This is a genomic window from Paraburkholderia sp. 22098 (assembly GCF_052045935.1).
Taxonomy (GTDB): Bacteria; Pseudomonadota; Gammaproteobacteria; order Burkholderiales; family Burkholderiaceae; genus Paraburkholderia; species Paraburkholderia caledonica.
Genome location: NZ_JBQEPV010000001.1, coordinates 680,067 through 695,546, shown reverse-complemented (window position 1 = coordinate 695,546; position 15,480 = coordinate 680,067). Strand labels below are relative to the sequence as shown.

General features: G+C 63.4%; 13 protein-coding genes. All 13 read right to left on the bottom strand.

The features are described 5' to 3' along the window. Positions 1-318: 318 nt before the first annotated feature. The 13 genes from flhA to ACTJLB_RS02955 all read right to left on the bottom strand — a co-directional run bounded on the left by flhA (position 319) and on the right by ACTJLB_RS02955 (position 15,429). Entirely contained in the window at positions 319-2,421 is a 2,103-nt protein-coding gene (gene flhA, locus ACTJLB_RS03015; RefSeq protein WP_027776964.1) for a flagellar biosynthesis protein FlhA, read from the bottom strand. Next, on the bottom strand, positions 2,418-3,623 hold the full coding sequence (gene flhB / locus ACTJLB_RS03010) for a flagellar biosynthesis protein FlhB (protein ID WP_087754259.1): 1,206 nt from the start codon (positions 3,621-3,623) through the stop codon (positions 2,418-2,420). The genes flhA and flhB overlap by 4 nt, the downstream gene beginning before the upstream one ends. A 217-nt stretch (positions 3,624-3,840) precedes the next feature. Then, positions 3,841-5,157 carry a DUF3443 domain-containing protein gene (locus tag ACTJLB_RS03005; protein ID WP_440782440.1) on the bottom strand — a complete coding sequence of 439 codons (1,317 nt, stop codon included), beginning with the start codon at positions 5,155-5,157 and terminating at the stop codon, positions 3,841-3,843. A gap of 15 nt (positions 5,158-5,172) precedes the next feature. After that, entirely contained in the window at positions 5,173-5,709 is a 537-nt protein-coding gene (locus ACTJLB_RS03000; protein ID WP_204522551.1) for a DUF2844 domain-containing protein, read from the bottom strand. A gap of 260 nt (positions 5,710-5,969) precedes the next feature. Continuing rightward, entirely contained in the window at positions 5,970-6,680 is a 711-nt protein-coding gene (gene cheZ, locus ACTJLB_RS02995; protein WP_440782439.1) for a protein phosphatase CheZ, read from the bottom strand. A 1-nt stretch (position 6,681) separates the two neighbouring features. Beyond that, positions 6,682-7,077: a chemotaxis response regulator CheY gene (gene cheY, locus ACTJLB_RS02990; protein ID WP_006050905.1), complete on the bottom strand. Its 396-nt coding sequence runs from the start codon at positions 7,075-7,077 to the stop codon at positions 6,682-6,684. 59 nt (positions 7,078-7,136) lie between these two features. Continuing rightward, positions 7,137-8,225 (bottom strand): protein-glutamate methylesterase/protein-glutamine glutaminase, encoded by a 1,089-nt coding sequence (locus ACTJLB_RS02985; protein ID WP_027776958.1) that lies wholly within the window; start codon positions 8,223-8,225, stop codon positions 7,137-7,139. A 5-nt stretch (positions 8,226-8,230) separates the two neighbouring features. Then, positions 8,231-9,028 (bottom strand): chemoreceptor glutamine deamidase CheD, encoded by a 798-nt coding sequence (gene cheD, locus ACTJLB_RS02980; protein ID WP_440782438.1) that lies wholly within the window; start codon positions 9,026-9,028, stop codon positions 8,231-8,233. Then, complete coding sequence (locus ACTJLB_RS02975; protein ID WP_020070729.1) at positions 9,025-9,957, bottom strand: CheR family methyltransferase; 933 nt, start codon at positions 9,955-9,957, stop codon at positions 9,025-9,027. The genes cheD and ACTJLB_RS02975 overlap by 4 nt, the downstream gene beginning before the upstream one ends. Before the next feature lie 201 nt (positions 9,958-10,158). Then, complete coding sequence (locus tag ACTJLB_RS02970; RefSeq protein WP_440782437.1) at positions 10,159-12,045, bottom strand: methyl-accepting chemotaxis protein; 1,887 nt, start codon at positions 12,043-12,045, stop codon at positions 10,159-10,161. A gap of 42 nt (positions 12,046-12,087) precedes the next feature. Continuing rightward, positions 12,088-12,618 carry a chemotaxis protein CheW gene (locus ACTJLB_RS02965; RefSeq protein ID WP_020070727.1) on the bottom strand — a complete coding sequence of 177 codons (531 nt, stop codon included), beginning with the start codon at positions 12,616-12,618 and terminating at the stop codon, positions 12,088-12,090. A gap of 63 nt (positions 12,619-12,681) precedes the next feature. Further along, the gene (cheA, locus tag ACTJLB_RS02960) at positions 12,682-14,964 is read right to left on the bottom strand and encodes a chemotaxis protein CheA (protein ID WP_440782436.1); all 2,283 of its coding nucleotides are present in this window, start codon (positions 14,962-14,964) and stop codon (positions 12,682-12,684) included. Between the two features lie 87 nt (positions 14,965-15,051). Further along, positions 15,052-15,429 carry a response regulator gene (locus tag ACTJLB_RS02955; protein ID WP_020070725.1) on the bottom strand — a complete coding sequence of 126 codons (378 nt, stop codon included), beginning with the start codon at positions 15,427-15,429 and terminating at the stop codon, positions 15,052-15,054. Between the last annotated feature and the right edge of the window lie 51 nt (positions 15,430-15,480).

Genomic DNA, 15,480 nt, shown 5'->3' with positions numbered 1-15,480 from the left:
ACACCGCTTCCCATTGAGATCATTATTGCGAAACGTAACGACCGACGATCGGTGGATAAGGGCTGTTAAACGTGGGTAATTCGAACGATGGACGGATGCCGCGATTCGCAGCTCCTGCATCTATCGAATGACCGCGGCCGGACGAGCGCTTCGGGGTCACGCAGGCGAAGCATGGACGAGCCAATACGTCGGCGGTACGAAAAGTCAGGCGCGGAAATGAAAACCGGCGCCTGGGGCGCCGGTCAATATGCCGGTCGTTGTCGAGCCGGGAAGCGAAACGCAACTTGCCGATCGCAGTCGCGCTCGTCGAACGCGACTTTAACCGTGCGCGCCGATCAGATTCACGACCTTGATGTTGCGTGTGTCGGGCACTTCCGCATACGACAGCACCTTCAGTTGCGGCAGGCTGCGGCGCAGGAAGCGCGCGAGCATCGGCCGCAATGCATGTTGCACGAGCAACACCGGCGCGAGCCCAAGGTTCTGCTGGCGATTCATCGCCTTCTGCGTTTCGTTCATCAGCGTATGCGCGAGGCCAGGCTCGAGACCCGGGTTGGAACCGGTCGAAAGCGCCTGCGAGAGCACGCGTTCGAGATTCGAGTCGAGGCCCATCACCTGCATGTCGCCGGTGCCTGGGAACCACTGCTGCGTGATCGCGCGGCCAAGCGCGAGGCGCACGGCGGCGGTGAGATCGTGTGCATCGGTGATCTTCGGCGTGTGTTCCGACAATGCTTCGAGAATCGTGCGCATGTCGCGGATCGGCACGCCTTCTTCCAGCAGATTTTGCAGCACCTTTTGCAACGTGGTGAGCGGCAACGTCTTCGGCACCAGATCGTCGACGAGCGACGGCGTGTCTTTCTGCATCCGCTCGAGCAGCGCCTGCACTTCGCGGCGACCGAGCAGTTCGGACGCATGCGTGACCACCAGATGATTCAGGTGCGTCGCAACGACCGTGCTCGAATCGACCACCGTGTAGCCGTAGACCTGCGCCTGTTCGCGCAGATTGGTGTCGATCCAGATGGCCGGCAGACCGAATGCAGGGTCTTGCGTCGGCGTGCCCGGCAGCGCAGCGGAAACCTGGCCGGGGTTGATCGCGAGCCATTGACCCGGATACGCCTCGCCGACGCCCACTTCCACGCCCTTGAGCGCGATGCGATAACCGTTCGGACGTAATTCCAGGTTGTCGCGAATGTGAATGACAGGCGGCAAAAAGCCGATTTCCTGCGCAAACTTCTTGCGGATGCTTTTGATCCGCTTGAGCAACTCGCCGTCGGAATTTTTGTCGACGAGCGGAATCAGCCGGTAGCCCACTTCGAGGCCGAGCGTGTCGATCATCGTCACGTCGTCCCAGCTTGCTTCGGCGTTTTCGATCGGCGTTACGGCTGCCGGTGCGACATCCACGAGCGCGGTCGTGTTCTTGCGTTCTTCGGCGCGCTTTTTCATCGTGCGGCCGAGCTGGATCAAACCGCCGCCGAGAATCAGAAACGCGAAGTGCGGCATGCCCGGAATCAGGCCCATCAGCACGAGAATGCAACCCGTGATCGCCAGCACGCGCGGATTCGTGAAGAGCTGCCCGGTGAGCTGTGTGCCGATGTCTTCGTTCGTCGCGACACGCGACACGATCACACCGGCAGCGGTCGAAATCACGAGCGACGGAATCTGCGCGACCAGGCCGTCACCGATGGTCAGCAGCGTGTAGTTCTTGCCCGCCGACGCGAAGTCCATGCCGTGCTGAACCATCCCGACGATCAACCCGCCGAAGATGTTGATCACCATGATCAGCAGGCCGGCAATCGCATCGCCGCGCACGAACTTGCTCGCGCCGTCCATGGAACCGTAGAACTCGGCTTCCTGCGAGACTTCCGCGCGACGCTTGCGCGCCTGTTCTTCGTTGATGAGACCGGCGTTCAGATCGGCGTCGATCGCCATCTGCTTGCCGGGCATCGCGTCGAGCGTAAAGCGCGCGGACACTTCCGCGATACGCCCCGCGCCCTTCGTGATCACCATGAAGTTGATGACCATCAGAATAATAAAGACGACGATACCGACCGCGAAGTTGCCGCCCACGAGGAAGTGGCCGAACGACTCGATCACCTGGCCGGCCGCGTCAGGGCCCGTGTGGCCTTCGAGCAGCACGACTCGCGTCGACGCAACGTTCAGCGACAGCCGCAGCAAGGTCGAGAACAGGAGCACGCTCGGGAAAGCGGCGAAGTCGAGCGGCTTCATCGTGTACATGCTGACGAGCAGCACCATCACGGAAAGCGCGATATTGAAGGTGAACAGCAGATCCAGCAGGAACGGCGGCAACGGCAGAATCATCATGCCGAGGATCATGCAGATCAGCACCGGGCCGGCTAAGGCGCGTAAATTGGTGCCGCTCAAGGCATCGGGCCGTCGAGCGAGGAAACCGGCGCGAGCGTTCATGCGGAGGCTCCGTTATCGTTAGCGGGGTTAAGCGTGTCGGCGGCTTCCTGATCGGCTTCTTCATCCGATACACCGCCCTTGTCGAGTTCAGCGGGCACGTCGAGCTCGGTCGGTGCGACCGGCACGTCGCCGCCGTCGGTTTTGAAGCGCCGCAACTGGTACACCCACGCGAGCACTTCGGCGACCGCGCCATAAAGCTGGCCGGGAATCTCGCGATTCAGTTCGACGTTGTGATACAGCGCGCGGGCAAGCGGCGGCGCTTCGAGCAGCGGCACGTTGTTTTCGGCGGCCAGCTCGCGAATCCGCGCGGCCACCAGGTTCACGCCCTTGGCGACCACCTTCGGTGCGCGCATCTCGCCGTCCGTGTATTGCAGCGCGACCGCGAAGTGCGTCGGGTTCGTGACCACGACGTCGGCCTTCGGCACTTGCGTCATCATGCGGCGGCGGGCAATTGCGCGCTGCTGCTGGCGAATGCGGCCTTTCACGTGCGGATCGCCTTCGCTTTCGCGGTGCTCGCGCTTCACTTCTTCCTTGCTCATGCGCAGCTTCTTGTGGAACTGCCATAGTTGATACGGCACATCCATCGCGGCCACGACGAACATGCCGGCCACCGTCATGCCGCAGCACACGGCGATCAGATGCACGGTGTTCGCAAGCGCAAGGTGCAGCGGCTGCGTGGCCAAGGCGAGAATTTCCTCGCGTCGATTCCAGATCGCGGTGCCGCCGATCACGCCCACCACCAGCGTCTTCGCGAGCGACATGACAAGCTGGATAGGTCCGTTGATCGAAAAGATCTTGCCGAGGCCGGCGATCGGATTGAGACGGTCGAACTTGGGCTCGAGCCCTTTCGCCGATAGTTGCCAGCCGCCCAGCGCCATTGGCGCGAGCAAGGCCGCGGCACCCGTGACCGCGAGAATCGGCAGCAATGCGGCGAGCCCTTCGCGGCTGGCGGCGCCTGCGCCGATCAACATGCGACGCGTCTCGAAAGCGGACGCGTGATCGAAAGTGAAGGCCGCGCGCAGCATGCCCTGCAAATGTTCGCCGATACTGCCGGACATGCCCCACACGCCGAAAAAGCCCGCCGCGAGCAGCGCGAACGTCGACAGCTCCCGCGAACGCACGATCTGCCCTTCCTCGCGCGCTTTCTGCAAGCGCCGGGGAGTGGCTGATTCGGTTTTTTCGAGGTCGCTTTCCTCTGCCACAAAGCTCTCCAGTCGGCCGAGGCACAACGCCTCTTTCCAGTGAGAGCGATTATTCCCGCTCGGCGCAAGCACCGATCGGCGGATAAGGAAGGGGAAACGGGGGCTTTTCGGGGGATGGGCAAGCGCGGCGTGGACCCGCGCGAGGCCGAAAAAAGAAACGCCTGCGGGGGCTCGCGCAGGCGTTGTGGACAGCCGTCAGGCTTTGCGTGGCGGCAGGTTAGCTTGCGTAAGCCACGAAAGGCGCCTGTGTCGCGCCGATCGGTCGCAGGTCGAAGCCGTGATATACGTGGCGTCCGTAGAAGAACGGCAAGCCGAGGTCGAATGCGGCGAGACCGCCGACCTGACCCGCCAGATCGTTGAACGCGTAGTTGGTGCCGTTGCCGAACAGCGTCGACGCACTGACGATGCCGATACTGGCCGTCGCCTTGACGTTGTTCAGGCCGGCCAGCGTGATGGAACGGGTTTGCGCGGTGGACGGGCAGTAGAAGCCCGAGAAGTTGCTGCCGCACAACGTGAGCGAGCTATCGCTGAAGAAGTAGCCGTTCGAGCCCGAATCCAGGAACGCCGTCACCGTGTTGCCGTTGAACACGCTGTTGGTCAGATCGCCGAAGTTATCGGTCGTAAAGGTCTGTGCCGATCCGAGTGCATTGTTCGACTGCGTGCCGATGCCGAACACCAGTGTGCCGGTGGCCGACGGCGCGCCGCTGTTCGATATGGGCGGCATCTGCACGATCACACCGTTGTTGTCGACGGGGAATTTGGCGACCGGATTGGCCACCTGATTCGCCAGCGCAACCGCGGTACGAGTGCAAGACGTGCCGTTCGGACACGCGAAGTAATTGCTGTAGGTCGACGCCGTGGACGCATTCGCGCACGTGGCGCCGCAATCATAAAGCGCGGTGCCGATGCCGATGATGCCGTTCGCGCCGAGGTCGCTCGCCGTGTTTTCCGCCGAGCCACTGCCGCAACCGGCTGACGGCACGGTGCTCGCGTCTTTATCGCCGATCACCTGGATTGGAACCGCCGATGTCGTGGTTTCGCCGCCGATGGTGACGGCCGCGGTACGCACGGTGCCCCACGTATAGCCGTCGGCGAACGTCGCGCATTCGGCAAGCTGAGCGCCGCCCGAGGTTGCGGTGACCGGCAATGCGGCTTGCATCGCCGCATTCAACGCCCCGCCGACGATGCGCAGGCCGAACGAGCCCGTGTCGACCTGAATGTTGTTGATGGTCTGGCAGGTCGTGGTGCCGGGCGCGCACAGCGTCACGCTGATCGTGGGTATGTTGATCACACCCGTGGCGCCGTGGGCGACCGTAATCGGCACGGTGTTCGCGGCGGTCGCGGCGATCGGCTGCTGGGTCGGGCTGGCCGGCAAGGAGCCGCTGATCTGACTGCCTGACGAGCCGCCGCTGGAACTGGAACCGCCGCCGCCGTCGCCGCCGCCACCGCACGCAGCGAGCGCCGATACCAGCGCGACAGTCGCCACAACCTGCATCCAGTTCTTGAGTTTCATCGCAATATGCATGGTTCGCATCGTTCGTCCTCGCCGTTACTGGATGTCTGAGCTGCTGACGCCGGCTGGCAGCGCGGGCGGCAGCCATGCACGGCCGCTGAAAGCGCCCATGTGACCGCCGGACTGCACGACGAGCGTGCTCTGATCCACCGCAACGGGCCCACGAGCGCCGCCGCGCGCAGCGCGCGCCGCCTTCACACCCGCGACGTACTGCGGAAAGTAACTACCGAGCATTTCATTCAGATCGGGCATTTGCGGACCGCTCCACGCAATGCCGAACACGGTGCCGTCAGCGGACAGATACTCGCGCACCACCGTGCCGTTGCCGAGCGTGGTTTCGCGAACGGTATAGGACGCGGAAGCCGAAGCCGAAGATGCCGCACCGGATGCCGAGCGCATCACGGCGTTTGCCGAGGTGTCGGCAGGCTGGAACTTGCGGGACGAAACCGACGCATCTGCCGGAGGCGACATTGGGGCGCCGCCGAGCGCCGCGTGAGCGGACTGCACGGCCGTCAACGAACAGGGCAAAACAAGCGCCGTAACCACACCGGCGCGACGTACACGACTCCACATAACGAGACTCCTCCCTGGCTGCTAGCCGGCGCATGCGCATGCAACCGTCTGCAAATAGGCAAATCATAGGGCACGGACCGGGCCGCAATACCGAGGAATACCTCGTCGTGCAGGCCTCTGGTGATAGCGTTCACCTTCGGCCGCGCCGCTGCTTGACCTCGTAGTATGCCTGTGGTTTGTGTCGATAGACAGCACTCGCGCGCGGGAGCGCGCCTTGCTATTCATACTGGCTGGCCTCGCGCCGCAAGGGCGCGGACCGCTCAGAAACCGAGGCTGGCGAGCAGATCGTCGACCTGCGACTGGTCCTGCACGACGTCGGTCTTGCCTTCCGGATTGATCTGCGGACCGTTCAGCAGATGCTCGGGGCTGCCGGTCGGAGATGCTTCGGCGACCAGCGCCGCAGCATGCGCCGCGAACTGCTCGCGCCGCTCGAGCGCGATGTTTTCGACGAGCACGCCGAGCAACTGCTGCTCGATCAGGTACACGACGTCAGTGATCTTTTTGATCACCTGACCGGTCAGATCCTGGAAATCCTGCGCCAGCATGATCTCCATGAGCTGCGAATTGGTCGCCGTGGTTGCTGCGGGCACGCCGCGCAGGAATTCGCGCGTATCGTTCATCAGCGCGCGCACTTCCGCGCGTTCGATCGGCGCCGCGTACCATTGCTCCCAACGCGCGTCGAGTTCGCCGGCGTCTTTCTGCAACTGTTCCTGGATCGGCTTCGCCACATCGATCGAGCCCAGCACGCGCTCGGCGGCCTGCTCGGTCATGTTCGCGATGTACTTCAGACGGTCGCGTGCATCGGGTACGGCTTCGGCCGCGCGCTCGACATGCTTGTCGAGGCCCAGCTCGCGCATCGAATCACGCAGCGTACGTGTCAGTTGTCCAATGCGGGCAAGAATGCGGTCTGACGCGAAGTCGCCGCTCTCGTTGACCGCTTCAGCGCCTTGTGCATTGGTCGGCAGGTTCACATCAGCTCCCGGTCTTGGCCATCTTTTCGAGAATCTTGTTGAGCTTCTCGTCCAGCGTCGCGGCCGTGAACGGCTTTACGACATAACCGCTCGCGCCGGCCTGAGCCGCCGCGATAATGTTTTCCTTCTTCGACTCGGCCGTCACCATCAGCACCGGCAGGTGCTTGAGGTTGGCGTCGGCGCGGATCTCCTTGAGCATGGCGAGACCATCGAGGTTCGGCATGTTCCAGTCGGAGATCACGAAGTCGTACGTGCCGCCGCGCAAGCGGGCGAGACCGGCCTGGCCGTCTTCGGCTTCGTCCACGTTGCCGTAGCCCAGCTCTTTCAGGAGGTTGCGAACGATCCGGCGCATCGTCGGAAAATCGTCAACAACCAGAAACTTCATTGCCTTATCCATTTGATTCCCTTTACTTGATTCACGGTGCGGCGTGTGACCGCCTCAATTCGAACGGCGCATCATACCCGCTGAACGCGATCGCCCATCGACGCAAGCCGCGCCATTACGCGCCGGCACATATCCGGCAGCGACGCGATTTCGTCGGCCGCGCCCAGCGCAATCGCTTCACGCGGCATGCCGAACACGATGCAGCTCGCCTCGTCCTGCGCAAGGGTGTAAGCCCCTGCCTTTTTCATATCCAGCAGACCTGCGGCGCCATCGCGCCCCATTCCTGTCAGGATCACTCCGACCGCATTCTTGCCCGCGTGCTGCGCGGCGGAACGGAAGAGCACGTCCACCGAAGGACGATGCCGGTTCACCGGCGGATCATCCGACAGATGCGCGATGTAGTTCGCACCGCTACGGGCAAGCAGCAGGTGAGCGTGGCCTGGGGCGATATACGCATGTCCCGGCAGCACACGTTCGCCATGCTCTGCCTCTTTAACGGTAATCCGGCACAAACCATTGAGGCGTTGCGCAAAAGATTTTGTGAAACCCGGCGGCATATGCTGCGCGATCAGCACTGCCGGTGCATCCGGAGGCAGCGGCACGAGCACTTCGCGGATGGCTTCCGTGCCGCCCGTCGACGCGCCGACGATGATCAGCTTCTCGGTACTCAGCAGCGGATTGTTGAAAAGCGGCGCCGCGCCGACAGGCGCATGTCCGGCGGCAGCCGGCGCATGATGCACCGGCGCGGCCTGGCGCACACGAGCGCGCGCCGCGGCGCGAATCTTGTCGGCGAGCTTTTCCGAATAGTCGAGCATGCCGTCGCGAATGCCGACCTTCGGCTTCGTCACGAAATCGACCGCGCCGAGTTCCAGCGCGCGCAGCGTGATTTCGTTGCCGCGCTCGGTCAGCGAGGACACCATCACGACCGGCATCGGACGCAAACGCATCAGCTTCTCGAGGAAATCGAGACCGTCCATGCGCGGCATTTCGACGTCGAGCGTCAACACATCGGGGTTGTGCTGCTTGATGAGCTCGCGCGCGACCAGCGGGTCGGGAGCGGTTGCAACCACGGTCATGTCCGGCTGGCTATTGATGATTTCCGTCATCAAGCTGCGGATCAGCGCCGAATCGTCGACGCACAATACTTTGATCTTTTGCACAGCGCTCACGCCTCCTCTGCGGTTCTGGCGTTTGTTGAATTAGTCGGGCGCGGGGTCGAGCCGAACAGTTCGATGCGCGATCTTGGCGCGCCCGCGCCATTCGCTGTTGTGCTGCCTGAGCCGTTGCCCGAGCCACCGCTTGAGCCAAACAGTTCGATCTTCGGCTTCGTGGCAGCTGGCGCTGAAAACAGTTCGACCCGCTTTCTCGCGGCGGCAAGCCGCTCGGCGCGCGCTTCGGCGGTTTGCCGCACGAGCGCCTGTTCGCGCTCGGCCACACCCGGGTCCTGCTGCAGACGCAGCTTCTTCACCATGACCTGACCGGTGCGCGGCATGAATGCCACCTTGCGCGGATGCGAGCCCTGCAAATCCTCTGCGACGATGCGAATTTTTTCGAGCGCGAGATAGCGGCGCACGAATTCCGAATTGCGATCGCCGATGTTGATCGTCGTCATGCCCGCGAGCACTGCGCCGCCGCCGAACACCTTCGCTTCGAAACGGTCGCGCCGACCGCCCGCCTTGATGAGTTCGTTGATCAGCACTTCCATCGCATAGGCGCCGTAGCGCATCGAATCGGACGCGGGCTGACCGACTTCCGCGCCGTCGTCGGGCAACATGAAGTGATTCATGCCGCCTATGCCGGCCGTGCGGTCCTGAATGCAGGCCGCGACGCACGAACCGAGTACGGTGACGAGCACCATGTCGTCGTGCGTGGTGTAGAACTCGTTCGGCAACAGCTTCACGCCAGGGCGTTGGAAGTGGTTGTCGTAATAGAGATTGGTCGCGATAGGCAAGGCGCTGCTCATACCGTCACCCCGCTCGTCGCCGGCGTGCGTGCCGGTGCGCGCGCGCCTGCAGCATCGCGCGTCAGTTCATAGACGGTCTGGCCGCGCAGCTTGAAAGCCTGCGTGACGTAGGTGAAGTTTTCCGAGTGGCCTGCGAACAGCAGGCCGCCCGACTTCATCAACGGCTCGAAGCGGCTCAGCACCTGAGCTTGCGTCGGCTTGTCGAAATAGATCATCACGTTGCGGCAGAAGATCGCGTCGAACTGCGTGCGCAACTGGTAGTCGCGGTCGGTGAGGTTCAATTGCTCGAAGCGCACCATCGCACGCACTTGCGGACGCACCTTGACCATGCCCGCATGCGCGCCCGTGCCCTTCAGGAAAAAGCGCTTGAGCCGCTCGGGCGAAAGGTGCTTCACCTGGTCGAACTGGTACATACCGGCCTCGGCTTTCGCGAGCACTTGCGTGTCGATGTCGGTCGCGAGCACCGTGGCCTGACGCGCGCCGGTCTCCCCGAGCGCTTCGATCAGCGTCATGGCGATCGAATACGGCTCCTCACCAGTCGAGGCCGCCGAGCACCACACCGAAACCGGCTGCGCGCGGCGCGGCACGAAATCGGCCAGGATCGGAAAGTGATGCGCCTCGCGGAAAAACGCGGTCAGGTTCGTCGTGAGCGCATTCGTGAATGCTTCCCACTCGGCGGGATCGTTTTCCGCTTCGAGCAGATCGAGGTATTGCTTGAACGAGTCGAGGCCACGGGCGCGCAGCCTCCGGGCGAGACGGCTATACGCCATATCGCGCTTGTGATCGGAGAGCGAGATGCCGGCGCTGCGGTGAATCAGCTCGCGAATGCGTGTGAAGTCCGCCGACGTGAAATCGAAATCACGTCCCTGTTCGCCGGATCGGACCGGTTCTGCCCGGTCGGTGCGTTGCTGTGCGCGCGTTGCCATCATGAAAGTTCCTGCCTGCGATACGAGCCATCACGCTTGCGCGACGGAACTGCCGGCGAGCAAGGGACTGTTTTTGCGGGGTCGCGCCCGCCCGCAAGTTTCACTACCCTGCAGTCGGCCCGCGACACGCTGTAGGAGCGTGCTCCGATGATTCGCGCCACATGGAGCGAGATACCGAATGACTGCATGTTTCTTCGTCATTTCTTAAAACGTTTCCCAGTCCGCGTCAGAGCCCGCCGACGCTACGCTGGCGGCAGCCGGCCGTGGTGCGGGTACGAGTGCCGCGGGCGGCGTCTTCGGCTTGAGCGCCGGTTCGACGCGCGCCGCGCCTGCTTCGTGATTGCCCGAAGCGGAAGCGGTGCCGCCTGCCGTTACTGCATTTGCCGTTGCTGCTGCGCTTGTTGCTGCGCTTGCTGCTGGATTTGCTGCGGGCTGCGCCGGTCGCGGTGCGCTCTTCGCGACTGTCTTGCTCTTGCTGACCGCTGCCCGCGCCTTCACCTGCGGCTCGGCCTGCGCGGCGAAACTGCGAGCCGGGCTGCTGGCGACTTTCCAGCCGCTCAGCACCGCTTGCAACTGACGCGTCTGATCTTCGAGCGACCCTGCCGCTGCCGCCGCTTCTTCGACGAGCGCGGCGTTCTGCTGCGTCACCTCGTCCATCTGCACGACCGCGCGATTCACCTGTTCGATGCCGCCCGATTGCTCCTCGGACGCCGCGCTGATTTCGCCCATGATGTCGGTCACGCGGCGCACGGCCTGCACGATCTCGTCCATCGTCGTACCGGCACGTCCGACGAGTGCCGAACCGCTTTGCACCTTGTCGGTCGAGTCGCCGATCAGTTCCTTGATTTCCTTCGCGGCACTCGCGCTGCGTTGGGCAAGGCTGCGCACTTCGCCGGCCACGACCGCAAAGCCGCGGCCCTGTTCGCCGGCACGCGCCGCTTCCACCGCCGCGTTCAGCGCCAGAATGTTGGTCTGGAATGCAATGCCTTCAATCACGCCGATGATGTCGACAACCTTGCTCGAACTGCTCGCGATGTCCTGCATCGTCGTGACGACCTGGCTCACCACCTCGCCGCCGCGCGTCGCGATGTCGGACGCGTTCACAGCGAGCTGACTCGCCTGGCGCGCATTCTCGGCGTTCTGGCGCACGGTCCCCGTGAGTTGCTCCATGCTCGATGCGGTTTCCTGCAACGAGGCGGCTTGCTGCTCGGTACGCTGCGACAGATCGGTGTTGCCCATCGCGATTTCGCGCGCGCCGGTGTCGATCGACTCGGTGCTGCTGCGAACCGCGGTGACCATCGACGCCATGCTTTCCTGCATCCGTTTGATGCCGGCAAAGAGGCGGCCGATTTCGTTGCGGCTTTTAACCTCGATCGCTTCCGACAGATCGCCCGCGGCAATCCGCTCGAAGCATTCGGTTGCGTCCTGAAGCGGCTGCACGATGAGGCCGCGCAGCGCGAAACGCAGACCGATCACGAGCAGCAGCGCGAGTGCGGCGAACGCGACGATCAGCGTCGTCATCAACGAGATGTTCGACTGCGCATCGGCCTGCTGCTCCACCGCCTGTTGCTGCAAGCTCTTGATGACCACCGACGCCGCGTTGTCGTACGAGACGAACATCGGGCTGATCTTCGTATCGGCGATCGCGTGGTACGCGGCCATATCGTTTGCTCGCAACGCCGCGAACTCCGGCTCCATGCCGTCGCCCACGAGCGCCTTGCGGCGCGCGAGCAGTTCGTCCATCTGCGCCTGGTCGACGCCGGTCTTCGGCGCGTCGACGTAGGTCTGCCAGTTTTTGTTGCTGAAGCCGTACAGCTCCACTGCGCGGTCCAGAACCTTCCTGGCCGTTTCAGTGTCGCCAGCGGCTGTCAGCGCGGTAAAGCGGTCCAGCGAAACACGCGAGCGCAGCAGGTATGCCGAAGCGTCGTCGAGCGCATGAATCGCCACCAGATCGCCGCGCGCGATGCGGTCGAGCGACTTGCTCGCGCTGCCGAGCGCCGTCAGCCCAAGCACGCCGACCACCATGGTCAGCGCGACGAGAATGATCCCCACTAGCGTGAGCGATGTGCGAATCGACCACCTGCTTAGCATTTCAATGCTCCCTGTCACTAACTTTTCTGAACGCCGCGGCTATTAGACGCCGAGCGTTTCGATGAGCGCCATCTCGCGGCTCGTCATCAGCTTCTCGATGTCCATCAGGATCAGCATGCGGCCGTCGACGGTGCCGAGACCCGTGAGGTACTCGGTCGTCAGCGTCGCGCCGAATTCCGGCGCCGGCATGATCTGGTCGATGGCAAGCGTCAACACGTCGGACACGCCGTCCACCACCATGCCGACCACGCGATGCGCGACGTTCAGGATGATCACGACGGTCTGATGGTCGTACTCGACGCGGCCCAGATGGAACTTGATGCGCATGTCGACGATCGGCACGATGATGCCGCGCAGATTGATGACGCCCTTGATGAACTCGGGCGCATTCGCGATGCGCGTCACGTTGTCGTAGCCGCGGATTTCCTGCACCTTCAGAATGTCGATGCCGTATTCTTCGGCGCCGAGCGTAAAGACGAGGAATTCCTGACCGCCGGCGTCGGCCTGCTGCGCATCGCGGCGACCATTCGTCGCGTTCGCGACGCTCGAATTGATGGATTGAACTTCTGCCACGTTAGCCCCCAAACGGTTGGGATAAATTAAGTTGAGTGAGTGTTACGGCGAATTTGACGGACATCATGCGAGACTCATTGCGCCGTGCGCATTGCGCGACTCGCGGTTCAGCGCCGCCACGTCCACGATCAGTGCGACGCGGCCGTCGCCGAGAATGGTCGCTGCGGAAATGCCGCGCACCTTGCGGTAGTTCGTTTCGAGGTTCTTCACGACCACTTGCTGCTGTCCCACCAGTTCGTCGATCAGCATCGCAAAGCGACGCCCTTCGGTTTGCATGATGGTGACGATGCCTTGGGTCGGCTCCTGCTTTGCTCCGTCGACGTTGAACACTTCGTGCAACGCGACGAGCGGCAAATATTCACCACGCACGCGCACCACGCGCTCGCCGTTGGCGACCGTGTAAATGTCCTCGGCTTGCGGCTGCAGCGACTCCATCACGAAGTTCAGCGGCAGAATGAAGATCTCGTTGCCGACCTTGACGGACATGCCGTCGAGAATCGCCAGCGTGAGCGGCAGAACAATGCGGGTGGTGCTGCCCTTGCCGGCGTGCGACGTGATTTCCACGTGACCGCCCATCGACTGGATGTTTCGCTTCACCACGTCCATACCGACGCCGCGACCCGACACGTCCGTGACCTGCTCCGCCGTCGAAAAGCCCGGCAGGAAGATGAGGTTCCAGACTTCCTCGTCGGTCATCGTCTCGCTGACCTGCATGCCCTGCTTCGCGGCCTTCGCAAGAATCTTGTCGCGGCGCAGACCGGCGCCGTCGTCGCTGACTTCAATCACGATGTTGCCGCCGTGATGCGCCGCCGACAGCACGAGCTGGCCGGTCGAAGCCTTGCCCGCCGCGCGCCGCGCTTCCACGGTTTCGATGCCGTGGTCGAGACTATTGCGCACGAGGTGGGTCAACGGGTCGATGATCCGCTCGATCAGGCTCTTGTCGAGTTCGGTGGCTTGACCGAAGGTGACGAGTTCCACTTCCTTACCGAGTTTGGCCGCGAGATCGCGCACGAGACGCGGGAAGCGGCTGAACACGTAGTCCATCGGCATCATGCGGATCGACATGACGGCTTCCTGCAGATCGCGCGCGTTGCGCTCGAGCTGCGCCATGCCGTTGAACAGGCGATCGTGCAGCGCCGGATCGAACGTGCTGGTGGTTTCCGCAAGCATCGCCTGCGTGATCACCAGTTCGCCGACCAGGTTGATCAGCTGATCGACCTTTTCGACGCCCACTCGAATCGAGCTGCCTTCCGCGCCGCCTGCCGCCGCTGCCGGACGTGCGGCCTTGCGGTCCTGCTCGCCGGCTGCCGCGGCAGCGGAGGCCGGTGCGCTGGCCGCAGGCGCTTGAGCCGCTGCAGGAGCCGGAGCTGCCTTGGCGGGCTCGGCGGCGGGCGGCGGAGCAGGTTGCGCGACCGTCGCGGCAGGCGCCGCGGGTGCTGCGGTATTTGTGGCGGCCGAAGCCGCCGGTGCTGCTTGCGCCGGAGACGAAGGCTCAGCGTCGGGCGTTCCAGGTTCGCCTTGCTGAGCACCGTCCGCCGGTGCGGTTCCGCGGCCGATCGAGATCTGACTTTCGTCGATCACGAAACAGCACACGGCGATGATGTCGTCGGACGTAACATCGGTCTGAAGCCACAGCGTCAGATCGCCGCCGCTCTTGACCTGCCCGACGATATTGCCCAGGTTACCCAGCTCTTCGGCAAGGAGTTCCTGGTCCTTCTCATCAACGCCCCGTAGCGTAATTTTCAGATGCGGACCGGCGGCGTCGTCCGCGTCGCCGGTTCCTTCGGCTTGCCCGGTCTGTGCCGGTTCGCCGTCATTCCATTCGCCCGCCGCCTGCACCGCCTGTTCGACGACGTGTTCCGGCGGACTGCCTTCTTCTACTGTTGCGAATTCCTCGATCGGCGCGGCCACCGCGACTTCAACCGGCGCTGCAGCAGCCGGCGCAGCCACGCCGCGGCTTTCCGCGTGCAACTGTTCGAGCTTCGCGCAGATCGCCTTCGCAACCGCCGCGTCGGGCTCTGCGCTCGCGCGGTAGTCGGCGAGCTGGCCCGACAACACGTCCTTGGTTTCGAGGAACGTGTCGATCATGTCCTTGCGCAGCACGAGTTCGTTGTTGCGCGCACGGTCGAGCAGCGATTCGAGGATGTGGGTCGTCTCCGTCAAGGCTGTAAAGCCGAACGTCGCCGCGCCGCCCTTGATCGAATGTGCCGCGCGGAAAATTGCCGCGAGGTCTTCGGGGTCTGGGTGCGCGATGTCCAGATTGAGCAGCAACTGCTCCATCTGCGCGAGCAGTTCGTCCGCTTCGTCGAAGAACGTCTGATAGAACTGAGTGATGTCGAGTGTCATGCTTGGGTCACCGCGAGAGTTCCTGTCTAGGCTTGGGCTACCGTGCCGCAGCGTCGAGAGCTTCTATAACTTGTCTAAGGTTGATGCTTATGCCTGATCTGGCTCGGCCAGCGCCGCCACCAGTTCAGTGAGCATGTCGGGATCGAGCGGCTTTTCGATCCAGCCGGTCGCACCTGCTTCGCGCGCCGCGGCTTTGAACGACTCGCCCGATTCCGTCGTCAGGACGAGGATGGGCGTCGCCGTGTAAGCCGGATTGCCGCGCAGTTCGGAGATCAGATCGAGGCCGGTCTTGCCCGGCATGTGCTGATCGGTCAACACCAGGTCGAACCGCACGGCGAGCGCGTTTTCGAGCCCTTCCGCGCCGTCCGCGGCGAGCGTCACCTCATAGCCGGCCGCCGTCAGCGTCGCGGAAAGAATCTGCCGCATCGATGCCGAATCGTCGATTGCCAGGATATGCCTGATCATGAAAACCTCGCTGCACTTACGCTATGTGTCGCCTCGCTTTTCCGCGCCAGT

Excerpts from the sequence above, each read along its gene's own strand:
- ACTJLB_RS02975 (WP_020070729.1), bottom strand. The coding sequence starts at position 9,957 with ATGATGGCAACGCGCGCACAGCAACGCACCGACCGGGCAGAACCGGTC.
- cheD (WP_440782438.1), bottom strand. The coding sequence starts at position 9,028 with ATGAGCAGCGCCTTGCCTATCGCGACCAATCTCTATTACGACAACCAC.
- cheA (WP_440782436.1), bottom strand. The coding sequence starts at position 14,964 with ATGACACTCGACATCACTCAGTTCTATCAGACGTTCTTCGACGAAGCG.
- ACTJLB_RS03000 (WP_204522551.1), bottom strand. The coding sequence starts at position 5,709 with ATGTGGAGTCGTGTACGTCGCGCCGGTGTGGTTACGGCGCTTGTTTTG.
- ACTJLB_RS02970 (WP_440782437.1), bottom strand. The coding sequence starts at position 12,045 with ATGCTAAGCAGGTGGTCGATTCGCACATCGCTCACGCTAGTGGGGATC.
- cheY (WP_006050905.1), bottom strand. The coding sequence starts at position 7,077 with ATGGATAAGGCAATGAAGTTTCTGGTTGTTGACGATTTTCCGACGATG.
- ACTJLB_RS02955 (WP_020070725.1), bottom strand. The coding sequence starts at position 15,429 with ATGATCAGGCATATCCTGGCAATCGACGATTCGGCATCGATGCGGCAG.
- flhA (WP_027776964.1), bottom strand. The coding sequence starts at position 2,421 with ATGAACGCTCGCGCCGGTTTCCTCGCTCGACGGCCCGATGCCTTGAGC.
- ACTJLB_RS03005 (WP_440782440.1), bottom strand. The coding sequence starts at position 5,157 with ATGCGAACCATGCATATTGCGATGAAACTCAAGAACTGGATGCAGGTT.